At 64.6% G+C, this 23,327-nt stretch carries 18 protein-coding genes and 1 tRNA gene; 4 read left to right on the forward strand and 15 right to left on the reverse strand.

From position 1 onward, the window contains the following. Window positions 1-56 precede the first annotated feature (56 nt). Entirely contained in the window at window positions 57-389 is a 333-nt protein-coding gene (locus ELEN_RS11155) for a hypothetical protein (RefSeq protein WP_009306401.1), read from the forward strand. A 67-nt stretch (window positions 390-456) separates the two neighbouring features. Here ELEN_RS11155 and ELEN_RS11160 read toward each other — a convergent pair whose 3' ends face one another. The 3 genes from ELEN_RS11160 to modD all read right to left on the reverse strand — a co-directional run bounded on the left by ELEN_RS11160 (window position 457) and on the right by modD (window position 3,744). Further along, on the reverse strand, window positions 457-2,088 hold the full coding sequence (locus ELEN_RS11160) for a DUF4179 domain-containing protein (protein ID WP_015761016.1): 1,632 nt from the start codon (window positions 2,086-2,088) through the stop codon (window positions 457-459). Beyond that, window positions 2,085-2,678: an RNA polymerase sigma factor gene (locus ELEN_RS11165; RefSeq protein ID WP_015761017.1), complete on the reverse strand. Its 594-nt coding sequence runs from the start codon at window positions 2,676-2,678 to the stop codon at window positions 2,085-2,087. The genes ELEN_RS11160 and ELEN_RS11165 overlap by 4 nt, the downstream gene beginning before the upstream one ends. A 223-nt stretch (window positions 2,679-2,901) precedes the next feature. Further along, window positions 2,902-3,744, reverse strand: coding sequence for a ModD protein (gene modD, locus ELEN_RS11170; RefSeq protein ID WP_009306404.1), 843 nt, complete (start codon window positions 3,742-3,744; stop codon window positions 2,902-2,904). Between the two features lie 411 nt (window positions 3,745-4,155). Between modD and ELEN_RS16325 the strand changes: the two genes are divergently transcribed. After that, window positions 4,156-4,317: a hypothetical protein gene (locus ELEN_RS16325; protein WP_015761018.1), complete on the forward strand. Its 162-nt coding sequence runs from the start codon at window positions 4,156-4,158 to the stop codon at window positions 4,315-4,317. 119 nt (window positions 4,318-4,436) lie between these two features. Here the strand turns inward: ELEN_RS16325 and ELEN_RS11175 are convergent, their stop codons facing one another. Next, entirely contained in the window at window positions 4,437-5,738 is a 1,302-nt protein-coding gene (locus tag ELEN_RS11175) for an amidohydrolase family protein (RefSeq protein ID WP_009306405.1), read from the reverse strand. A gap of 139 nt (window positions 5,739-5,877) precedes the next feature. On the opposite strand from ELEN_RS11175, the gene ELEN_RS11180 reads away from it, so the two are divergent. After that, window positions 5,878-6,720 carry an Mrp/NBP35 family ATP-binding protein gene (locus ELEN_RS11180; protein WP_009306406.1) on the forward strand — a complete coding sequence of 281 codons (843 nt, stop codon included), beginning with the start codon at window positions 5,878-5,880 and terminating at the stop codon, window positions 6,718-6,720. Window positions 6,721-6,808: 88 nt separating this feature from the next. Here ELEN_RS11180 and ELEN_RS11185 read toward each other — a convergent pair whose 3' ends face one another. Then, window positions 6,809-7,228, reverse strand: coding sequence for a hypothetical protein (locus ELEN_RS11185; protein WP_226844446.1), 420 nt, complete (start codon window positions 7,226-7,228; stop codon window positions 6,809-6,811). Window positions 7,229-7,372: 144 nt separating this feature from the next. Further along, window positions 7,373-7,448, reverse strand: a tRNA-Ala gene (locus ELEN_RS11190). A 295-nt stretch (window positions 7,449-7,743) separates the two neighbouring features. On the opposite strand from ELEN_RS11190, the gene ELEN_RS11195 reads away from it, so the two are divergent. Further along, window positions 7,744-10,689 (forward strand): EAL domain-containing protein, encoded by a 2,946-nt coding sequence (locus ELEN_RS11195; protein WP_015761020.1) that lies wholly within the window; start codon window positions 7,744-7,746, stop codon window positions 10,687-10,689. 63 nt (window positions 10,690-10,752) lie between these two features. Here the strand turns inward: ELEN_RS11195 and ELEN_RS11200 are convergent, their stop codons facing one another. The 9 genes from ELEN_RS11200 to lysS form a co-directional block, all read right to left on the reverse strand. After that, on the reverse strand, window positions 10,753-11,049 hold the full coding sequence (locus ELEN_RS11200; protein WP_009607766.1) for a hypothetical protein: 297 nt from the start codon (window positions 11,047-11,049) through the stop codon (window positions 10,753-10,755). Window positions 11,050-11,219: 170 nt separating this feature from the next. Further along, complete coding sequence (locus ELEN_RS11205; protein WP_009306410.1) at window positions 11,220-12,059, reverse strand: TspO/MBR family protein; 840 nt, start codon at window positions 12,057-12,059, stop codon at window positions 11,220-11,222. Between the two features lie 134 nt (window positions 12,060-12,193). Continuing rightward, window positions 12,194-13,450: a U32 family peptidase gene (locus ELEN_RS11210; RefSeq protein WP_015761021.1), complete on the reverse strand. Its 1,257-nt coding sequence runs from the start codon at window positions 13,448-13,450 to the stop codon at window positions 12,194-12,196. A gap of 442 nt (window positions 13,451-13,892) precedes the next feature. Next, window positions 13,893-15,398 (reverse strand): cysteine--tRNA ligase, encoded by a 1,506-nt coding sequence (cysS, locus tag ELEN_RS11215; protein ID WP_009306414.1) that lies wholly within the window; start codon window positions 15,396-15,398, stop codon window positions 13,893-13,895. A 223-nt stretch (window positions 15,399-15,621) separates the two neighbouring features. Continuing rightward, complete coding sequence (gene ispF, locus ELEN_RS11220; RefSeq protein ID WP_009306416.1) at window positions 15,622-16,146, reverse strand: 2-C-methyl-D-erythritol 2,4-cyclodiphosphate synthase; 525 nt, start codon at window positions 16,144-16,146, stop codon at window positions 15,622-15,624. 145 nt (window positions 16,147-16,291) lie between these two features. After that, a complete protein-coding gene (gene ispD / locus ELEN_RS11225) occupies window positions 16,292-17,134 on the reverse strand; it encodes a 2-C-methyl-D-erythritol 4-phosphate cytidylyltransferase (protein WP_009306417.1) in 843 nt (280 codons plus the stop codon). A 69-nt stretch (window positions 17,135-17,203) separates the two neighbouring features. Continuing rightward, a complete protein-coding gene (locus ELEN_RS11230; protein WP_009306418.1) occupies window positions 17,204-18,148 on the reverse strand; it encodes a serine O-acetyltransferase in 945 nt (314 codons plus the stop codon). Window positions 18,149-18,345: 197 nt separating this feature from the next. Further along, entirely contained in the window at window positions 18,346-20,910 is a 2,565-nt protein-coding gene (locus ELEN_RS11235) for an ATP-dependent Clp protease ATP-binding subunit (RefSeq protein WP_009306419.1), read from the reverse strand. A 349-nt stretch (window positions 20,911-21,259) separates the two neighbouring features. Continuing rightward, the gene (gene lysS, locus ELEN_RS11240; protein ID WP_009306420.1) at window positions 21,260-23,203 is read right to left on the reverse strand and encodes a lysine--tRNA ligase; all 1,944 of its coding nucleotides are present in this window, start codon (window positions 23,201-23,203) and stop codon (window positions 21,260-21,262) included. Window positions 23,204-23,327 lie beyond the last annotated feature (124 nt).

Genomic DNA, 23,327 nt, shown 5'->3' on the forward strand with positions numbered 1-23,327 from the left:
TATAATCGAAGCAGACACGCGGCACGAAACCGCACCCCACCGTAAGCGAGGAGACCATGAGCGACCCAAGCCCCATCATCGACGTCAACCCCGTCGCAAGCACCAGCGACGCCGCGAAAAGCGCAAGCCCGTCGGGCAGCGACACGTTCCGCGCGCCATCGTACGGGAAGGACGCCGCGCAGGCCGCCGTTAACGCCACTATCATCGACGAAGGGCGCGTCTCGAAGAAGAAGCCCAACCGCATCGGCGGCGCCGTGCAGACGGCCATCGGCGGCGCCATCATGCTGGTAGGCGTGCCCATGCTCATCCTGCCCGGTCCCGGCTTGCTGGCCATCGGCGGCGGCGCCGTCATAGCGGGCAACGGCATCAAGAAGGTGCTGGGGAAGTAAACCGGCCGCAGCAGAAACGAAGCGGGCCCATCATCGCGATGGGCCCGCTTCTTCATTTCGGAACAGCTTAGAACGAGAGCGTCTGCGCCGCGTCTGGCTCTTCCCGATACTCACCGAACGCAGAGCGGTAACTGTAGTTCGTGAGCCCGCGCAGCTCATCATCGTCTGCGGCGTAGTACGACACCATCTGGACGAACTCGCCGGTCATATAGTCGTGCTTGCGATACATGATGCCCGAATGGTAGCCGGTTCCCGTCTCGCCCGTCTCGGGATCCGTCCATGTGCTCTCCAAGAGCGTCACATCGTCTTCGGAAATGAGCTCCATGTACGGTCCCATAGCCTGCCATCCGTAGGGCTTGAGCGATATGCTCACCGTTCCATCGGTCACGTCCCAGCCGGTCAGCTCGTAGCCGCCGAACTCGCTCGTCTCCAATGTGGTGCCGATTCGAGAGACGTCCACATGTTGTACGTTTTCCTCATTCCTCGCTTTACGCTCCTCGACCGTCATCGAGTCCCAGTCGAGCGCGTTCAACATCGGCGTGAACGTGACGCTATGCGCTTCGGGCGAGAGATTGGAGAACTCGATAATCTGCGAACCCTCCGGATTGACGCCCGAACCATCGCCAGCTTCGACCGGAGTCAAAACGTTGCCCTGGTCATCGGTTACCTTAAGCAAATGAGGACTCAGCACGTTCTCGGGCGGGCCGTAGGAAGAACCGTATTCGCCTTGCTCTCCCGTCCACTCGTTGTCGTTGCGCACGACCATCACGGTGCCCAGCTCGGATGCCGTGAAACGCTGGATGCCCATCGTCTTGTCGCCGTCGCTCGTGTTGAACACGAGGTCGTGCGCGCCCAGCTCGCGCGGACTGGCCACCGTGCTCAGGTCGAGGCCGACATCGAACGTGAAGGGCTCGTCTCCTTCTTCGAACTGCTTCCACATCGCATAGCCTTCCAGCGCGATGTCCACCTGGTCGGGAAGCGTCGCTTCCGGCACGATGCGCTCCATGATCTTCACCTTGCCGTCTTTTTGGTACGCATCGAGCACGTAGACGGAATCTTTGCCGATCGCCTCGCCGTTGCTCGAAAGACTGTACGAGAAGCGCGGAGCAAGCCGCTGCAAGCGCGCCCATTCGTTTTCCTGGGAGCCCTCGTAGTTCGACTGCTCGGTCAGGTCGAAGCCGCCCTCCTTCTCCAACGTGAAGAACAGGTTGACGATGTTGCGATCGCACGACACCGAATCGAGCGTCACCTGCACGCCGTCGACTTCAACGGTATCGCCCACCTCGGCGTTCAGGCTGGAAACCCCGGGCTGCAAGCTGTTGTATATGGGCAGGTTGTTACCGCCCCCGAAAAATCCGACATCGCCCGGCTGCATCTGCACCAGGCGCGATGCGGCGAAGGCGACACCGCTCAACAGCACGACGAGCACGGCCGCAACCGCCACCATCGCACCGCGGCGCGCCACGCTGGCGCCCTTGCGCTTGCCGTGCGCAGGCTCGGCAGACCGCCGCTTGACCGGCTGCCGACGCTGCGGAGCGCCCGCGCCCGACGGCGTGGGGCGATCCTGAGGAATGGAGCCCAGCGACGCGTACACGCCGTCGAGCTTGACCTGCACCTGCGGGGGAATCGGGCTCGCGTCCAAATTCCGGATCACCGCCCGGCGCAGCTCGTCTTCGTTGTCGAACCTCTCATGGCTCATCGCGCCACCTCAACTTCCTCGTTCGAGCCTTGCGAATAGGCAACCTTGAAGCGGTCCCGCGCCCTCGACAGACGGGTGCGCACGGCACCTTCCGACACGTTCATGATCTGGGAGATCTGTCGCACAGGGAAATCGTTCACGTAGAACAGTACCAGCACCAGCCGATCGTCGGCCGACAGCGAGGCGATGGCGTCGCGCACGTCGAGCGCCTCGTCGCGGTCGGGATCGCGCCGCACGCCCGCGCCCGCCAGCATCTGGCCCGCCGACGGCTCCCACCATACGCCCGAGCCGTCCACGTCCGCGGCGAACAGCCCCATGGCGCACGGCGTCTCGCGGTTGCGCTGACGACGCATGTCATAGCAGACGCGCAGCAGGATGCGCATGAACCACGTGTTCACTGCGCTGCGGCCGCCGAAACGCGGCATGGCGCGCCACGCTTTGACCGCCGTCTCCTGCAGCGCGTCGGACGCATCGTCCACGTTGCCGAGCACCGCCATCGCAGCGCGCCACAACGGCTGCTTGCCATACTCGAACAGCGTGGCGAACGCCTCGCCGTCGCCGTTTCGCGCTCGCTGTATCAGATCGTCCACGCGGGTGCCCCTTTCAAGGTCGGTTACCTATTAGACGCGCCCCGACGCGAAAAGGTTACACCCGGTTCAAGAAAATTCGCCCGATGCCCACGACCATGCGAAGAAGACCGGCAGCGGCGGATGCGTTGTCGCCCCAAAGCCTCGGAATATTGCCCGAAACCGCGGCTTTGGGGTGACAACGCATCCGCCGAGCCCAAAGACCGCACATCCACGGCGCAAGCCGCTACAGCGGGCGCATGCGCACGCTCATGTCGAGGGGCTTGGCGGAGAAGGGCGCCGTGGTGGCCAGGCCGTCCACGCCGGTTGCCGCGTACGCGCCCGCGTTCTGCGGGTTCACGCCGCCGGCCGCGATGAGCGTGACGTGCGGGTCGATGGCGCGCAGCTCGCGCACAAGCGGCTCCAGCTCGTCAACGGGGACCTTGTCCACCTGGATGCCGTCAACGCCAGCGCGCGCCAGCACGCGGGCACGCTCGGCATCAGCCTCCACAAACAGCTTCTTCTCAACGCAGCGGCCCTTGATATCCGGCAGCTGCTCCACGAACGCCTCGAAGCCGCCGAAGAACGTGAGGTGATGGTCGAACACCAGCACCGTCTCGGACAGCCCCAGCCGGTGCGGGAACGCCCCTCCCGCCATGACGGCCTCGGTCAGCAGGTCTTTCGCGCCCGGCATGCTCTTGCGCGTGGTCAGCACCTCGCAGCGCGGGTTCTCCGCGTGGGCCGCGTCCACCATCGCGCGGGTTTTCGTGGCCACGGCCGACATATGGTCGAACACGTTGAGGCACACCTTCCACGCCGCATGCAGGTCGCCCGCGGTGCCGCGCACGCGGAAGAACGCCTCGCCCGCAGTCGCGCGCTCGCCGTCGCGACGCGCCTCCACCACGTCGCAGCCCAGCTTCCCCATGATACGCGCGACCACGTTCGCGCCGGCCAGCACGCAGTCTTCGCGCGTGAAGTACTCCATCTCGCCCGGCTCGTCGCCGATGCCCAGCACCGCGCACGTCAGATCGACGTACGGCACGTCCTCCGCGATGAACCCGTCGATGCGCGTATCGGAAATCCTCAGCATGCCGTCCCTTCCCTCTTCACGATTGTATCCATTTCAGAATAGACCAACGCGCCCGCCATGCCTAGCCGCACTTTGCGCACAACACCGCGCGAAAATGCTTTCACCCGAAACAAAACGAACCAATGTTTCACGTGAAACATGCGCACCGAAGCGCCGAGAACGTGCGAACCATGTCGGAAACGGCGGCAAGGCGTGTGGAAACGACGTTGGAAACAGGGGCAAACGGCATGGAACCCACGTGGGAAATGCGTGAGATTCGCAGCAGATCGAGAAAGATCTGCGCTAGATGCACGCCATCTGCACGTAAGACGAGCTCGCTATAATAGGAGGCACGAACTCGCCAGGCGAGGAGGATAGCACCCTCTTTACATCCATTTCCGAATTCTAGATAAACGGAAGGGGGTGTCCTCTATGGATGGCATATTGCTGGATCTTATCGGGGTGATCTTGCAGGTTCTCGGCCTCATCGCTGCCTTCGGCAGCCTGACGGTCGGGGTAGCCTCGCTCGCACTTCAAGCGCGGCTGAAAGATACGCCCCGGTCGTCCCAAAAGGACGAACCGGGACCAAAATAAACATCCGAACCGCCGAAGCGAGTCCGAGAGCCGTGGGGAGTACCCGCTCCCTGCGGCTCGCCTGCCAGTATACGCAAAGGCCCTCCGTCAAGCAAGCCGCCCACCCGGCAGCACTCGCCCTACAGCTCGCCGATGATGCGCTTCGTGCGGGCCTCGACCTCGGCCTTCGCTCGCTCGATGTCCAGCGTGGGCCACTCGCCCTCGCGATACACCACGACCCCGTCGCACATCGTCAGGCACACGTCGGCGCCATGCCCCGCGTACACGACGTTCACCAGCGGGTTCGTCATCGGCGCCCACGACGGCCCCGACGTGTCCAGCACGCACAAGTCAGCCTTCGCCCCCACGGCCACGTACCCGCAGTCGTCGCGCCCCTGCGAAAGCGCGCCCACGCGCGTAGCGGCCGTAAGCGCCTGCTTCGGCGTGACCACGGCCGGATCGTTCGTCGATCCCTTCGCCGTCAGCGCCAGCAGGTGCATATCCTGCATCATGTCGTGGTTGTTGTTCGACGCCATGCCGTCGGTGCCCAGGCACACGTTCACGCCGCGCGCGAGCATCTTTGCCACAGGGGCGAAACCGCTGCCCAGCTTCATGTTCGACGCCGGGTTCGCCGCCACGAACACCCCGCGCTCCGCCAGCACGTCGATGTCGCCGTCGTCCACCCACACGCAGTGCGCCGCCGTCACGGGCACGTCGAGCACGCCCAGGCTCTCGAAGTAGCGCACCGGCGTCAAACCGTCGTGGCGCTGCTTGCACTCCTCGTGCTCGAGGCGCGTCTCGGAGACGTGCACCTGCAACCGAAGCCCGTGCTCCTTCGCGTACGCCGCCAAATCGGCCACGGCGCGCGGGTTCGACGTGTACTCGGCATGGATGTTGCAGTCCACCACGATGCGGCCATCGCCTGCGCCCTGGAGGTCGCGGATGAGACGGTCGAGGTTCCCCTTCACCGGCAGGTCGTCCAACCCTTCGCCGTTGAAGGCAAGAAGCGAGTCGGACAGGTTCATCTTGATGCCGGCGTCGAGCGCTGCGCGGGCGCCCTCCTCCATGTGATAGTACATGTCCGAGAAGCTCACGCAGCCGTACCGCGCCATCTCGGCGCAGGACAGAAGCGTGCCCCAGTAGCAGTCTTCGGGCGTGATCTTCGCCTCGAACGGAAACACCATGTCGTTCAGCCACGCCTGCAAAGGCAGGTTCTCGGCGTAGCCGCGCAACAGCGTCATGGGCGCGTGCGCGTGGGCGTTGTAGAACGCAGGACACAAGAGCTTGCCACGTCCGTCGTACACCTCTCCGTACCTCGCCGCTTCCTCGCCCGCCGGAGCCGCATCCCCCACGTAGGCGACGCGCCCGTCGCGCACGCCCACCCAGCAATGGGAGCGGAAATCAAGGTTCTCATCCAACAGGTCGATATCAGCGAACAGCATGCGCGCTCCTCCGTCTCCGCGCGCGCCCGGCGCGCAGGTCGATTCCTTCCACCTAAGTATAAAGCTTATGCTATCATCCAGGTGAGACGAGTGGCGCTCCCGCCGCACGGGGGCGCTGAAAACCCAGAAAGAAGGAATCATGGCAGAAGAATGCACGCACGAGTGCAGCAGCTGCGGCGAGTCCGGATGCAGCGACCGCACCGCCCAGGGCCCCAGCACCATCGAGACGAACTCCCGCTCCAACATCAAACACGTCATCGGCGTCGTGTCCGGCAAGGGCGGCGTGGGCAAGTCGCTGGTCACCAGCCTACTTGCCAGCGAAATGCAGAAGCGCGGGAAGAACGTGGGCATCCTGGACGCCGACGTCACCGGACCGTCCATCCCGAAGACCTTCGGCATCACGAACCCGCTGACCGCCGACGCCGACGGCATCCTGCCCGGCCAGACGCAAAGCGGCATCAAGGTGATGTCCACCAACCTCATGCTGCCGAAAGACGACATCCCGGTGGCCTGGCGCGGCCCGGTCGTCTCGAACGCCATCCGTCAGTTCTACAGCGAGACGAACTGGGGCGAGATCGACTACCTGTTCGTCGACATGCCTCCGGGAACCTCCGACGTGCTGCTCACCGTGTTCCAGTCGCTGCCGGTTGACGGCATTGTCACGGTATCCGCTCCGCAGGAGCTGGTGGCTATGATCGTGGGCAAGGCCGTGAACCTCGCGCACGACATGAACGTCGAGCTGCTGGGCCTCGTGGAGAACATGGCCTACTTCGAGTGCCCCGACTGCGGCAAGCGCCATCACATCTTCGGCGATCCGCAAGGTGCGGCCGTGGCCGAGCGCTACGACATCCCCGCCTACGCCACGCTGCCCATCGACCCCAGCTTCGCGCGCCTGTGCGACGCCGGAAAGGTGGAGGACTACGACGTAGCCGGCGCGCTTGACCCCATCATCGCGCAAATCGAGGCCGCGAAGCAGGACTAGCGCCGCATCGGGTGCAGCCGTCAAGCAAACCGCCCGCAGTTGAAAGCCTCTCCGGAACCCCGGAGAGGCTTTTTCACGCCGGGAGGCCTTACGGATGCGCGTCGAAGTAACCCGTCTGACCGCGCACTTGCCAAGCGCACACGGCTAGCGCGATGACGAACAGGCCGCTCACAAGCGAGGTGAGGTCGCACGTGCCCGCGGACACGCTGCTGGCCAGCGCCCACGCCGTCAACATCGCATCGACGAACGTGATCCAGAAGAACAGGGTGATCTTGCGCGGATTCCGCGCTCCGCGAAGGCCGAGAAATCCGATGGCCAGGTTGAGGCACGCTCCCGCCATCGCCATCGCGCCCACAACGGGCTCGGCCAGCACCGAGGGCTCGACGTCAAGCACCATGCGCGCGAACAGGTAAGCACCCCACAACGCAGCGCCCAACAGCACTTCCGCGATAGCCCACACGATCACGAACAGGCAGAGACGTCGAAGCCACACCTGCCAAATCGTCATAGGAGCGCCGTTTTCGCCCACCGACTGAGGTTCCGCACGGCTATCTGCCGCCTCGACCATATCCTTCACCCCGCTTGCCGTCATCGGACGCAATGCGTGCACAATAAAAAAACGACGGATGCATCGCATCCGTCGTAGCAAATATGGTGGAGCCTAGGGGGATCGAACCCCTGACCTCATGGCTGCCAGCCATGCGCTCTCCCAGCTGAGCTAAGGCCCCGTAAAAGTGCGAAGCCTAGTATACCGGAAGAGGAAATCCGGTCAAGCACTTTTTTCGAAAAAAATTATGCAACCGCTCAAAGAGGAAAATCGATCGATGGGAGCCGCGCTGAACCTTGACCTTATCGCACCACGTCATACGCAAAAAAAGGCGCGCACATCCCCCGACAAGTCTTTCTGAGAAGGCCATGCATATGGTAAGGTAAGTTGGTATCAACCATTCTTAGACACCGTCACATCGATCGGAGCGAAGCATAGCACCGGCAAGAACATTCATCCCTTCGCGGCTTCAACCGATGATGTTTGCCTGGGCGTTCGTCATCGCGTTCACCTGTACGGTCGCAACGACCACGTATCCCGGATCCTCGCGGGCTTTCGCCGACGAGTTCGCCACGTTCGGCAAGCGCGTCGTGACCGTCACCTACTTCGAAGACGGCGACTATATGTCCACCGACGAAGAGGGGCGCTACGTTGGGTACAACATCGAGTATCTCAACGAAATCGCACGCTACGCCGACTGGACATATGAATACGTCAAGTACCCTAGTTGGGAAGAGGCCTGTGCCGCGCTTGAAGCGAGCAAGGTGGATCTGCTTCCCATGGTGTACTACACCGAAGACCGAGAGAGGCGGATGATCTTCTCGGCATCATCGCTCTGCGAGATTTCCACCACGCTCAACGTGAGGCTCGACGACACGCGTTACGCCTACGAAGACTTCAAAACGTTTTCCGGCATGCGCGTGGGGGTAATCGCGAACAGCCAGGACGCCGAAGCGTTCGCACAATACAGCGAGAAGAACGGCTTTTCGGCGGATATCGTGGCCTACAGCGCTACCGGAGACCTGCTGAGAGCGCTCGACGAAGGAGCGGTGGATGCCATTGCCATCACATATCTCGGGACGAATTCGCGCTTCCGAACCGTAGCTCAGTTCGTCCCCGAGCCTTTGTACATCGCCCTCTCGCCCGAACGCACCGACATAGCCGATGAGCTCGACAGCGCGATGAGCCGCCTCAAACTGCGCGACCCCGACTTCGCCACGTTGCTGTACGACCGCTACTTCGGCATCAACACCGACCAGGATCCCGTCTTCACCGAAGACGAGTACGCCTATCTGGCGTCGGCTCCCACCCTGCGCGTGGCCTACGATTCGTATCGCGCGCCGCTTTCCTACACCGACCCCGAAACCGGCGCGTTCGCCGGCGCGGTCGCATTGCTGTTCGAAGACATCGCGCAGATCACCGGGCTGAAGTTCGAATTCGTGGCTGCGGACTGCCACGACGAGGCCGTCCGCCTCGTCGAACGCGGCGACGCCGACATCGTGTACGACGTCGATCGAGAATCCGACCCCCAGGCGATCAAAAGCCTCGACACCACCGGCCCCTATCTGCGCGACCCCATGGCCCTTGTCGCAGGACCGAATCCTTCCGGTTCGCGCGTCGCGCTGCCAAGCGGCTTCTCGCTCGCCGCGAGCACGGCGTACTCTTCGTACGCCGAATACGACATCGTGTACTGCGACACCCCGAAAGATTGCTTCGATGCAGTGCTTGAAGGCAAAGCCGATATCGCCTTTGCCGATACCCACGTGGCGAACTACTTGCTGGCGGAACCCCAATACGAGAGCCTGAGCGTCACCACCATCACCTCCTTCTTCAACAGCATGAGCATCGGCGTGAGCCGCAACGCCGACCGACGACTGGTGAGCATCCTCGACCGCTGCGTGCAGTACACCGCCGAAAGCAAGATGACCACCTGGCTTTCGCAAAGCAGCCTCGCCGTACATCCCATCAGCCCTTTCGACTTCTTGCGCCAGTATCCGGTGCAATTCATGGCCGGCATCGTCGCACTGCTCGGCTCCGTGCTCGGCGTTGCCCTGTACGTCAGCCATGTGAAGCTTCGCGCGGCGCGGCGAGTGGAGGACTTCTCGTTCACCGATCCGCTGACCGAAGGCTGGAGTCTCGCCCGCTTCCGCTCCGAGGTGGGCGCTCAGATGGCGAACGCCCGCGATGGCGCTTACGCCATCGTGTACCTCGACGTAAAAAGCTTCAAAGGCTTCAACGCAGCATTCGGCTACGCCACGGGCGATCGCGTGCTGCTCGACCTCAACGGCACGCTGGCCGGCATGAAAGCACCCGACGAACGATACGCGCACGTCATCGCAGACGAATTCGTGCTGTTGGTTCGCTGGAGAGGCTGGGACGCGCTGCTGGAGCGCTTCGATGAACTGGATCGTCGCTTCAACAGCACCGAAACGCTTACCGAGCTATCGCACCGGCTCATGCTGCAGGCCGGCGTCTGCATCATCGAGCGCAGCGCCGAAACGCCGCGCATCGACGTGCAAACCATCATCGAGTTCGTGGACGCCGCACGCTACGCCCGGGACAGCATCGGGGAGGCCTCGCGCAGCACCGCAGCATTGTACTCGGCGAGCATGAAGGATCGCGACATCGCCGAACGCGCGCTGGTGGCCGCCGCGCACGACGCGCTCGAGCGCGGGGAGTTCACGGCCTATTACCAGCCGAAGGTGGAAATAGCGACGAACCGCCTCGTGGGCTTCGAAGCGCTCGTTCGTTGGGAATCGCCTGAACGCGGCCTCGTGCCGCCCGACGAGTTCATTCCCCTGTTCGAGCGCACCGGCCTGGTCGTCGACTTGGACTTGCAGGTATTTCGCCTCGTCTGCGCCCGTATCCGGGAGCAGCTGGACGCGGGAGAACACCCGCTCGTCATCGCCTGCAACTTCTCGCGCTTGCACATGCGAAACGACGCGTTCCCTGAAACGGTGAAGAGCATCGTCGACGGATTCGGCGTGCCCATCGAGCTGCTGGAGCTCGAACTGACCGAGAACATCGTCATGGAAGACCTCGAACGCGCCGAACGACTGTGCCGCCGTTTAAAGGATCTGGGCTTCCGCATCGCCATTGACGACTTCGGCAGCGGGTACTCGTCGCTGGGCACGCTGCAGAACCTGCCGATCGACGTGCTGAAGCTCGACCGCAGCTTCCTCATGAGCAGCGAGAGCGGCGAGCGCTGCAAGGCCATCCTGGACGGCGTGGTGTCCATCGCCGACAAGCTGGCCGTGAACGTGGTGGTGGAAGGCGTGGAAACGCGCGATCAGGCGTCCATGCTCGTGCGCATGGACGATCGCATCATCGCGCAGGGGTTCCTCTACTCGCGCCCCGTCCCTCGGGACGTCTCGGACGCGCAGTTCGCCGTCGGCTTCATCGAGCCGAACGAACGCCCGTAGCGGCCACGCGGTTGCCGGAACGAGAAACGGGGGCGGCCGTTCACGCGGCCGCCCCCGTCGTCGTTACGCTTTTTCAGATGCGTAGAATACCGCTTGGTCGAACACGTCGGTCACCGACTTGCCGTCGATGAAGGGGAGCGTCAAGAACTCGCTCACCGTCGGCACCAGCTCGCTCGCGTCGACGTAATGTCCCTTTTCGTTGAGCTTCGCGGTGTCCTGCGCGCGCCAGTATCGATCGTTGACGTCGGTCAGGTAGTACGTCTCGCTGCCGATCTCCATGTACACGGAGTGCTTCGCGTGCAGGTAGTTCGGCAGCTCGTCGAAGGATACGTCGAGCGCCTCCGCTGCTTTCGTTCCCATAACGGCCCCTTTCGTCCGAAAAACACCTTGGCGCTATCATAGCAAGAACTGTCAGCGGTTTCATCGGAAATGGAAGAATCGGTCAGCCGGTTTTGCCGGAGAAGAAGCCTTCTGCGGACGCACCGCCCCGCCAAGCCGCACCTTTTCACCACGAGCATGCTGCAGGATCGCTAGTTCTGCCGCACGAGCTTCCGCATCGAGCCGATGGGGGCGAACGTCAAGATAGCTCCGACCACGCACAGCAAGAACACGACAGCCGCCGTGAACGCCGACGCGCCCGACACGTTCACGCCCACGCCGATGAGCGCCCACAGGAACACGAGCTGGAACGCCATGTCGTCGTAGGCCTTGCGCATCACGTAGCCGAACGCCAGCACGCCCGCCGTCAAGAGGATGGTGAACAACCCGTTGAAGAACGGGATGCCGCCGTCCAGCGCGCGCGTGACGAGGATGGCCATGTTGGCCAGCGTGGCCACCGTGACCCACGCGGTGTAGATGGACACGGGCACCCGTCCCGAGGCGGTCTTCATCGTGCGGCGCACGTTCAGGTACAGCGCCGCCAGCACCAGCCACTCGGCCAGGATGACGATGAACGACACGGCCACCAGCTCGAAGTGCCACAGGGCAAGCCACAGCACGTTGAGGGCGCAGCTTGCGATGAACAGGATGGACGTCATGGTGAAGCGGTCGGCGCGGACAGGCGCCGTGCGCGTGTACGCGACGAGCCACACGACCATCGCCACGTAGATGAGCGACCAGATGGCGAACACGTAGCCGGCAGGCGTGAACCACGTGAACACGCCGTACGCGATATCCGCCGACGTGGTGCCTCCCACCCGGCCTCCTTCGATGACGGCATTGCCGATGAGGGTCAGAGCGTACACGATCCACATGGTGACGGTCTCGACGGTCAGGTAACCGCCGCGCTCGAGCTTGCGGCCGGTGCGCGTGTTGCGGGCACGCTGCACGACGCTGGGCGCCGATGCGGCGCGATACGCATGATTGGGCATGATGCACCTCGCTTTCTGAAAGAAGGATGATTCCGTTCCTTTTCGTCAGGGTGCAACCCAGTGTAGCGCCGGCGCATGCACGCGCCTTGACGGCTACTTAGCAGTACTTTATCGCTTTAGCGCAGATCAGAAGCCTATCGCTCAACGTTGATACGCATGCGCAGAAAGTCGCCGGGAGCCAGCTCCTCCCCCGTTTCGAACGCATAGCGCTCGGCCGAGCGGTTCGCCACGGCAACCGGCACCCGCTTTGGCTGCGCGTCGTCCCCGTCGGGCTCGGGGAGCCAGGCGAGGTTACGCACGCGCACGCGAGGGACGTGCGGACCCGGCGACAGCGCCTCCAGCTCGTCGCCTTCGCAGAAGCGGTTGTAGCACCGCGCGATCACGCGGAACGCGCCTTCGCCGGCCGGTTCGCACGCTTCCACCGTGGCGGCATGCCGGCATTCGGCGGTGTAGCCGTCCACGTCGGGCGATTGCCTGGCGTCGCCGTAGTAGAAGCCCGTGCCGTACGGGCGATGCGACACGGCCAGCAGCTCGTCGGCCAGCTCGGAGGAGGGAACGCCGTCCAGGGCCAGCCGGTAAGCGCGCACCACCGAAGCCACGTAGAACGCCTTCTTGTTGCGGCCTTCGATCTTGAACGAGTCGATGCCGGCCGCGGCCAAGTCGTCGAGGTGCGCCAGCATGTTGAGGTCCTGCGCGTTCATGACATAGGTTCCGCGCACGTCCTCCTCCACGGGAAAGAACTCGCCGGGACGCTGCTCCTCCACCAGCGCGTAGCTCCACCGGCACGGCTGGGTGCAATGGCCCTTGTTGCCGGAGCGGCCGGTGAGCGCGGCGCTGATCAGGCAGCGGCCCGACACGGCCATGCACATGGCGCCGTGCACGAACGCCTCCAGCTCCAGCTCGCGCGGGGCGCCGGCGCGCAGTCGCGCGATGTCCTCCACGCTCATCTCTCGCGCGCACACCACGCGGCTCGCGCCCAGCTCGTGCCATACGCGCGCCGCCTCGGCGTTGCATACCGAGGCCTGGGTGCTCACGTGCAGCTCGACGTTCGGCGCGTGCCGCTGTGCCAGGCGCAGCGCGCCCAGGTCGCTCACGATGAACGCGTCGACGCCGGCCGCGGCCAGCGCTTCGAGGTACGCGGGAAGCGCCTTGAGGTCGTCGGCGTCCATGAGGGCGTTCAGCGTCGCGTACGCCTTCGCGCCCGCATCGTGCGCGCGAGCTGCCGCAGCGGGAACGTCGTACAGCGCGAAGTTCGCCGCGCGCTGCCGCAGCCCGAAACGATCGGCGGCCAGGTACACGGCGTCCGCACCGAAGCGCAGCGCGGCCTCCAGCTGCGCAAGCCCGCCCGCGGGCGCGAGGAGCTCGGGAGTCCTTGTCGATTGAGTTCGCATGCGCCGTATTGTAGCGCATCGACGAACCCGCGAGCCGGCGACCACCGAAACCCCTCGCTTCGGGCGGGACAACGCCCCCTACCCGGCAATCCTCCGCATCTCCGAGCCCTGCGGCACATTCCCGGGTCTTTCGCACCCTATCGCATTCCCATCCTGGACACGAGCGCGCAAGGGAACCCCGACGGCGAGCGATTGCACGTTCCGCAGGCGCTATGTGCGGCAGAATCGGGCTTTTGGCAGTGCGAGCCCGCTTCGCACTGTTGATTTGCAAATGCCGAAAAAACGCGATCTGGGGTTTCACCTCGAAACGATTCGGAGAAAGACGCTGCTCCTGCCAAAAACTCGATTTTGCCGCACATAAGGAAGAGAATCCGTGCACGACGACGAAGGGCGGCCAACGCGGCCGCCCTTCGAGAATGTTCCACTCGGGATAACGCTCGCCTTACCCCTCGTAGGTCACGCGCGCACCCTGCGGGGTGTCCTCGATCACGAAGCCCAAACCGCACAGGCCGTCGCGGACGGCGTCGGCACGGCTCCAATCCTTCGCGGCGCGGGCGTCGGCACGGGCCGCCAGCAGGGCGTCCACGGCCTCGGCGGCATCCGCGCCTTCGTAGCCCGCGATATCGGCCGCCAACCCCACGACCTCGGGCGGGTACCCTCCTGCGGCGCACGAGGCGGATGCGGCCTCCACGTCGATGCCGAACACGCCCATGAGCTCCACGATGACGCCGCGGGCATCGCGCACGGGCGGCACGTCGGACAGCGAGATAGTCCTGTCGGCCGTCTGCGCGTTCACCGCGGCCACGAAGTCGAACACCTCGCCCAGCGCCTTGCAGGTGTTGAAGTCGTCGTCCATGGCCAGGATGAACGCCAGCTTCGCCTCCTTCGTACGCTTCATCAGCTCGCGCGTGTCCAGCGGCGAGGGGATGTCCTGGGCGTTCTGCAGCTGCCAATCGAGGTTCTTCACCGCGTTCTCGATACGGCACAGCGCCGCGCCCGCCTCGGCCAGGCGCTCGTCGGAGAAGTCGAGCGGGCTGCGGTAGTGCGTCTGCAGCATAAGGAAGCGCAGCACCTTCGGATCGGTGACCTTCAGCACGTCGCGCAGCAGCTTGAAGTTGCCCAGCGACTTGCTCATCTTCTCGGAGTTGATCTGCAGCATGCCGCCGTGCATCCAGTAGTTCGCGAACGTGCAGCCGCACGCGGCCTCGCTCTGCGCGCGCTCGTTCTCGTGGTGCGGGAACACGAGGTCGGCGCCGCCGCCGTGGATGTCGAAGGGAAGCCCCAGGTACTTGCGCGACATGGCCGAGCACTCGATGTGCCAGCCGGGACGGCCCATGCCCCAGGGCGACTCCCACGCCGGCTCGCCGGGCTTGGCGGCCTTCCACAGCGCGAAGTCCAGCGGGTCGCGCTTGCGATCCTCCACGCCCTTGCCGTCGGCGCGCAGCTCGCGGTGGCCGCTCTCCATCTCGTCTACGTTGCGGCCCGACAGCTCGCCGTAAGCCGGGAACGAACGCACGTTGAAGTACACGTCGCCGTCGGCATCGTAAGCGTGGCCTCCGTCGATGAGCTCTTGGATGAGCTCTATCATTGCGGGGATCTCCTCGGTGGCCTTCGGACGGATATCGGGATCCAGCACGCCGGCCGCGCGCATGTCCTCGATAAACGCCTCGGTGTACTCGGCGGCCACCTCGGCAGCGCTGCGGCCTTCCTCAAGCGACTTGCCGATGATCTTGTCGTCCACGTCGGTGACGTTCTGCACGAACGTCACGTCGAAGCCGCGCCACATAAGGTAACGGCGGATCACGTCGAAGCTGATGAACGTGCGGGCGTTGCCGATGTGAATGTAGTTGTACACGGTAGGTCCGCACACGTACATGCCCACCTTGCCGCGCTCGAGCGTCTCGAAGTCGACCTTCGTGCGGGTCTTCGTATTGTAGAGTCTGATCATGGCGTCCTCGCATCCTGCATAGCCCTGGCGCCGCGCTCCCGCGACGGTGCGTTTCGACCGTAGATTGTAGCACAGGAAGGTTACGGAGCCCGCCTGTCCACCAAAGTCAGCGAGGGCTTTCGCAGTGCTTCGGATTGGCGTGAAAGACCGACGAAGCGTGCTCATGCACGTGAGGAGGGCTTGGAGCGCCAAGCCGAGGCGCTACGGAAGCCCGCAGCGTCGGCTAGTCCCGTTGCTCGTCAGGACGGCGGCACAGCAGGCAGACGGCGGTCGCGGAGATGCCCTCCTCGCGGCCTTCGAATCCCAGGTGCTCAGTGGTGGTGGCCTTCACGCCCACATTCTCCACCGCGATGCCCATGGCGGCGGCCAGGTTCTCGCGCATGGCCTCGCGGTACGGCGACAGCTTCGGCGCCTGCGCGGCGATGACGGAGTCGACGTCGAGGATGACGTAGCCCTCCGCGCGCACCTTGTCGGCCACGGCGGCCAGCAGCTTCAGCGAGTCGGCGTCCTTGAAGGCTGGGTCGGTGTCGGGGAACAGCTTGCCGATATCCCCGCCGCGAATGCCTCCCAGCAGCGCATCGGAGATAGCATGCGCCAACACGTCGGCATCGGAATGCCCCAAGAGGCCGCGCACATGAGGAACGTCCACCCCGCCCAGGATAAGCTTGCGCCCCTCGGCGAACGCATGCACATCGTATCCCTGCCCCACGCGCAACCCGGCAGGATCGAAAACAACAGGTTGCATCATTCGGTTCCTCCGATAACGACATGCGCGGCCTTGGCGACGGTGCCCACCAAGCGAGTTCCGCACGAGCCGAAACGCCCAGCGGGCGTTTCGCGCGAGCAGGACTGTCTGAGCGACTGGGCACTGTCGCCAAGGCCTCCGCGGATGATCATTCTTCCGCCCCTTTCATGTACATGGTACGCACCGCAGCGGCCAGCATGAGGTAGTCTTCGGGGACGGTCAGCTTGATGTTGTCGCGCTTCCCTTCCACTACCAGCACGCGCCCGCCCAACCTCTCGATGAGCGACGAATCGTCGGTGCCCATGAAGCCGTCCGACAGCGCCGAGGCGTGCGCGCGGCGGTAGATGCCGGCGCGGAACACCTGGGGCGTCTGCGCGTTCCAGAACACGCGGCGGTCGGGCGTGCCCACGATCACGCCGTTCTCCACCACTTTCAGGGTGTCGACGGCCGGATGCGCCACCACGGCGCCGTCGCAGTCGATGTTGCCCTTCAACGTGGCGATGGTATGCGCGATGAGGTCGGGGCTGATGAGCGGGCGGGCGCCGTCGTGCAGGATGACGTACTCGTAGTCGTCCGGCACGAACTCCAGCCCCGAGAACGCCGATTCCTGACGGCTGGGGCCCGAAGGCGCCACCACGATGGGCGTGACGAACGGGAACGGGTCGATGGCGCGCTTGAGATACTCGCTGCAGCGGTCCTCGGGGCACACGATGACGATGAGCCCGATGTCGCCCACGGCGTCGAACGCCTCGGCCGACCAGGTGAGGATGGGCTTGCCCGCGATCTCCACGAGCTGCTTGCCGCCTTCCTTGCCGAACCGCTCCCCCGTGCCGCCCGCCAGGATGATGGCGGCCGTCTGCGGGTTCTTGTCGACCTCGCCCTTGAGCCCTCCCATCGCCTGCGACAGCGCGTCGAAGTCGAGGTCGTTCAGCGCGAGCTCAGGGGCGCTGAGCACCGCGGACGAGAACACCGGGTCGATTGTCTGCGTCATAAGGTTTTCCTCTCCGCCTTGCATCGTTCTTGCCACCGCTCCATTTCCCTCGCTTGCCGATCGAAGAGCCTAGTCACGCTCGCCCGGCTGGCGCACGGTGATCTCCTGCGCCTTCAGCGACACGCGGGAATTGGGGGGAACCGAAGAGGTGACGAACGTGGATCCTGCGACGACCGAACCGGCGCCCACCACGGTTTCCCCGCCCAGAACCGAAGCGTTGGAATAGATCGTCACGTTGTCCTCGATCGTGGGATGGCGCTTCACCCCGGCAAGCCGCTGCCCGCCGCGCGTGGACAGCGCGCCCAGCGTGACGCCCTGGTACAGCTTCACATGGTCGCCGATGACGGTGGTCTCGCCGATGACCACGCCCGTGCCGTGGTCGATGAAGAAGTACTCGCCGATCTGGGCGCCGGCGCCGATGTCGATGCCCGTGCCGCTGTGCGCCAGCTCGGTCATGATGCGCGGGATGATGGGCACGTTCTGCTCGTACAGCACGTGCGCGATGCGGTACACGTAGATCGCGTACAGACCCGGATACGAGAAGATGACCTCCTCCTTCGACCCGGCCGCCGGATCGCCGTCATACAGCGCCTGCACGTCGGTGAGCAGCACCCGCTGTATGCTGGGAAGCTCGTCGAAGAACACCGTGCACACTTCCGAGGCGCGCTCGCAGATATGCTCGGGCGTGGTGCCGCCGCACAGGTAGCGCGCCGGGTCGACCTCCGCAGCATCGCGATCGTCCGAGGTGTACGTCATGGCGAGCACGATCTGCTCGCGCAGCACGCGTTCGATCTGTATGAGCGTCTCGCCGATGAAGTACTCCGGACTGGTGAACGGCGTCAGCATCTCGTCGCCGAAATAGCCCGGGAACAGCACCCGACGCAAGTCCTTGATCACGCTTTTCACGGCCAGGCGGCTGGGAAACCGCCGGCCGGGCTTCGTGAAGAATATCTCGTCGGCCTCGTAGTTCTTCTCGATGCTTTTCACGATGCGATCGAGGTTGTCTCCGAACATGGAACCTCCTGGAATCGAGTTGATCCGCTGCACTTCCCGCAGTGCACCTCGGCCGCCTTGCACGTGAAAGCGGCCGCTCCGCGGTCGGCTTGCGACGTGCCTAGTATACGACAAATGCAAGCGCAGAACACAAGAAACCCCTGCTCCTCGGGCTTCGAATTTCAAGCCGAGGAGCAGGGGCGCTTAAGAGGCGAAGCTTAGTCGGCCGCGCCGCCCGAGAACGAGCCGCCGGAACTGACGCCGGCATGGCCCAGATCGTAGTTCGTCAGCAACAGCTCCGCTTCCCGCGCGATGCTGTCGCGCTTGCGGGGCGCCGGGATGGAGCCCGATCCGGCGGTGAACACCAGCTCGCCGTCCACCGCGTCCACGTCGATGACCGAGCCGCTCGTCCACGTGCCTTCGAGGATCTGCTCGGACAGCGGATCCTCCAGCAAGCGCTGGATGGCGCGGCGCAGCGGACGCGCGCCGAACGTGGCGTCGGTGCCTTCCTTGGCGATGAGCTTGCACGCCGCCTCGGTGAGGTTGATGGACATGTTCTGCTCGATCATGCGCTCGCGCAAATCGGCCACCATGAGCTTGACGATCTCGGAGATCTGCTCGTCGTTCAGGGACTTGAACACGATGATCTCGTCGATGCGGTTCAGGAACTCGGGCCTGAACAGCTTCTTCATCTCGGCCATGACGCGGCTCTTGATCTCCTTGTCGGACAGCCCCGCGTGCTCCTCGGTGGAGAAGCCCAGCGTGGTGGGCTGCGCGATCTCGCGGGCACCCACGTTCGACGTCATGATGATGACGGCGTTGCGGAAGTCCACGGTGCGGCCCTGCGCGTCGGTCAAGCGGCCCTCCTCCAAGATCTGGAGCAGGATGTTGAACACGTCGGGGTGCGCCTTCTCGATCTCATCGAACAGCACCACCGAGTAGGGGCGCTGGCGCACGGCCTTCGTCAGCTGGCCGCCCTCGTCGAAGCCCACGTAGCCCGGAGGCGAGCCCACGAGACGGCTCACGCTGTGCTTCTCCATGTACTCAGACATGTCGAAGGACAGAAGCGCGTCCTCGGAGTTGAACAGGAACTCGGCAAGCGCCTTCGAAAGCTCGGTCTTGCCCACGCCCGAGGGGCCCAGGAAGATGAACGAGCCGGCGGGACGCTTCGGGTCTTTCAGGCCGCTGCGCGAGCGGCGGATGGCCTTCGACAGCGCCGTGACGGCCTCTTCCTGACCGACGACGCGCTCGTGCAGCACGGCTTCCATGCGCAGCAGCTTCTCGGTCTCGGCCTCGGTGAGGTTCGAAACGGGCACGCCCGTGGTCATGGACACCACGTCGGCGATGTCCTCCACCGTCACCTGATGCACGGACTTCTGGGCGTCCTCTTCCCACTTCTTCTCGGCTTCGATGCGCTTGGCCTTGAGCTCGGACTCCTGGTCGCGCAGCTGAGCGGCGCGCTCGAAATCTTGGGAAGCGATGGCCGAATCCTTTTCGCCGCGAATAGTGCGCAGCTCGTCGTCGAGCTCGCGCAGCTCCTTCGGCAGCGTCATGTTGCGGATGCGCATGCGCGCTCCCGCCTCGTCCAGCACGTCGATGGCCTTGTCGGGCAGAAAGCGATCCTGGATGTAGCGGTTCGATAGGTTCACGGCCGCCTGCAGCGCCTCGTCGGTGAAGTGCACCTGATGATGCGCCTCGTAGCGGTCGCGCAGACCCTCCATGATGCGCATGGCCTGCTCCTCGTTCGGCTCGCCCACGGTGATGGGCTGGAAGCGCCGCTCGAGCGCGGAATCTTTCTCGAGATGCTTGCGGTACTCGTCGATGGTGGTGGCGCCGATCACCTGGATCTCGCCGCGGGACAGCGGAGGCTTCAAGATGGCGGCGGCGTCAATGGAACCCTCGGCCGAACCCGCGCCGATGAGCGTGTGCATCTCGTCGATGAACAGGATGATATCGCCCGCGTCCATCACCTCCTTGATGCACTTCTTCAGGCGCTCCTCGAACTCGCCGCGGTACTTCGACCCGGCCACGAGCGCGCTCACGTCGAGCGTGAACAGGCGCTTGCCGCGCAGGATGTCGGGCACCTGGTTCGACACGATGAGCTGCGCCAGGCCCTCGGCCACGGCGGTCTTGCCCACGCCCGGCTCGCCGATGAGCAGCGGGTTGTTCTTCTGGCGTCGGCTGAGCACCTGCATGACGCGCTCGATCTCGCCGGCGCGGCCGATAACCGGGTCCAGCTTGCCGTCGCGCGCCTTCTGCGTGAGGTCGGTGCCGAACTCCTTCAGCACGCTGTCGGACGTGTTGCCGTTCGGATCGAACGGGTTGCGCCCGGCGTAGACGGGGCTCTGCCCCACCAGGTCGTTCAGCGCGCTGCGCACGTCGTCGCCCGACACGCCGAGACGCGTGAGCACTTCGAGCGCGGTGCCGTCGCCCTCGCGGACGATGCCCAGCAGCAGATGCTCGGTGGAGATGTACGATTGCCCCATCTGCATGGCCTCGCGCAGGCTGTTCTCCAGCACGCGCTTGACGCGGGGCGTGAAGGACAGATGCCCCGACACGTCGGTGTCCTCGTCGATGGCCACCACCTGGCGGATGGCCTGCACGACGGCATCGTACTTCACGTTGAGACGATCGAGGGCCTGGGCGGCCAGACCGTCCTTCTCCTGTATGAGGCCGAGCAGGATGTGCTCGGTGCCCACGTAGGGCTGATGAAGCGAGCGAGCCTCGTCCTGAGCCAGGACGAGCACCTTGCGCGCTTTGTCGGTGAATTTCTCGAATGACATGCTAGCCTCTATTCTCGCAGAGTCTATCGTATGGTTCCGTGCCATCTTAGCACTCTTGTATTGAGAGTGCCAATACCGCATATGACCGCACACGGCTGCTCCACAAGCGCCGACGGACGGCCCGCTATCCATCCTACCATGTCCGCCGCCCGCATGAGCCCCTGCCCCACTATGCCTCCAAACGTGCTCGCTTCTGACAAAGACCCGAAACGTGCGTGGGCGATTGAAAGCTCGGAGACGCGTGCAAGCGCGACGACGTGCGGCGCAGCGCAGGCCTCCGAACCGCGGAAAGGCCGCTTGCGCGGCATATGCGCAAGCGGCCTTTCGGAAGCGATTATGCGGCGGCGCTTTAGTACAGCTTGGCGCCGGCGGGGATGTGGTCGTCAACCATCAGGAGGTTCAGGCGCTCTTCGCCCTCCTCCTCATGGATGGCCGACAGCAGCATGCCGCACGATTCCACGCCCATCATCTTGCGCGGCGGCAGGTTCGTGATGGCGATGAGCGTGCGGCCCACCAGCTCTTCCGGCTCGTAATAGGCGTGGATGCCGGACAGGATGACGCGATCGGAGCCCGTGCCGTCGTCGAGCGTGAACTGCAGCAGCTTCTTGCTCTTGGGAACGGCAACGCACTCCTTCACCTTCACGGCACGAAAATCGGACTTGCTGAACGTGTCGAAGTCGACCTCGTCCTGGAACAGGGGCTCGACGACCACCTTCGAGAAGTCGATGGGCGCCTCGGCAACTGCGGGAGCCGCAGCGGCAGGCGCGGCAGCGCGCGGACGCCCGCCGGCCGGAGCCTCGTCCCTCATGTGGGGGAACAGCAGCACGTCGCGGATGGACGGGGCGTCGGTGAGCAGCATGACCAGACGGTCGATGCCGATGCCGCAGCCGCCCGCCGGGGGCATGCCGTACTCGAGGGCGCGCACGTAGTCGTCGTCGTAGCCCATGGCCTCGTCGTCGCCGAGGTCCTTCGCCTCCACCTGCGCGCGGAAGCGCTCGGCCTGGTCGACCGGATCGTTCAGCTCGCCGAAGGCGTTGGCGTACTCGTGGCCGCAGATGAACAGCTCGAAGCGCTCGGTCAGGTTCGGATCGCCCGCCAGCTTCTTGGCAAGCGGCGACACCTCGATGGGATGCTCGGTGACGAAGGTGGGCTGGATGAGCTTCTCCTCGGCCACCGCCTCGAAGATCTCGGCGATGAGCTTGCCCTTACCCCATGCGGCTTCGGCGTGGCCGCCGTTGCGCTCGAGGATATCCACCAGCTCGTCGCGCGTGCGCTGGAAGCTGACATCCTCGCCGGCTCCTTCGCTGGCCAGCTCGATCATGGTGGCGCGGCGCCACGATCCGCTGAGATCCACCTGATGGCCCTGATACTCCACCTGCAGCGTGCCGCACGAGGCAAGCGCCGCCGCCTGGATGACGCCCTGCGTGAGCTCCATCATGCCTTCGAGGTCGCTGAACGCCTGGTAGAACTCCATGGTGGTGAACTCGGGGTTATGATACGGATCCATGCCCTCGTTGCGGAACTGGCGCCCGATCTCGAAGACCTTCTCGAAGCCGCCCACCAGCAAGCGCTTGAGATGCAGCTCGGTGGCGATGCGCAGGTAGAAGTCCTTGTCCAGCGCGTTGTGGTGCGTGACGAAGGGACGCGCGTTCGCGCCGCCGAGGATGGGGTGCAGGATGGGCGTCTCCACCTCGTAGTAGCCGTGATCCTCCATGTAGCGGCGGATGGCGGAAACCACCTTGAAGCGCTTCTCGAACGTGTCGCGCACCTCGCGGTTCATGACGAGGTCGACATAGCGCTGGCGATAGCGCGTCTCCTTGTCGGCCAAGCCGTGGAACTTCTCCGGCAGGGGGCGCAGCGACTTGCTGAGCAGCTCGAACGATGCCACGGACACGGACAGCTGCCCGCGCTTCGTGCGCATCATCGTGCCCTCGACGCCGATCCAGTCGCCCACGTCCAGGTCCTTGAGCTCGGCGAACGCGTCCTCGCCCAGCGCGTTGATGCGGCAGAACAGCTGCATGTCGCCCGTGGAGTCGCGCAGCTCGAGGAAAGCCAGCTTGCCCTGATCGCGCTTCGCCATGACGCGGCCGGCGACCTTCACCTCGTCCTCGGTGGACGCGCCGTCCTCGAGGTCGGCGTACTGTTCGGCCAGGTCGGCCAGGTGGTGCGAGTACGCGAACGCATGGCCGTACGGGTCCTTGCCCGCTGCCATCAGCGCCTCGCGCTTAGCGCGGCGCACGGCGATGGGGTCGTCTTCGATGATCTGCTCGGTGGTGTCGATGGTATCGCTCATTGATTGTCCTCGAAATCACGGGTTGGCGTAGTAAGTCAGCGAGAGGCGCCCTGGTGCCCGAGATCGTGGGGAGGGCGAGGGCGAAGCGTACTTCGGTACGCGAGTCCCTCGGCCTCGCCGCGAG

The organism is Eggerthella lenta DSM 2243, assembly GCF_000024265.1.
GTDB classification, from domain to species: domain Bacteria; phylum Actinomycetota; class Coriobacteriia; order Coriobacteriales; family Eggerthellaceae; genus Eggerthella; species Eggerthella lenta.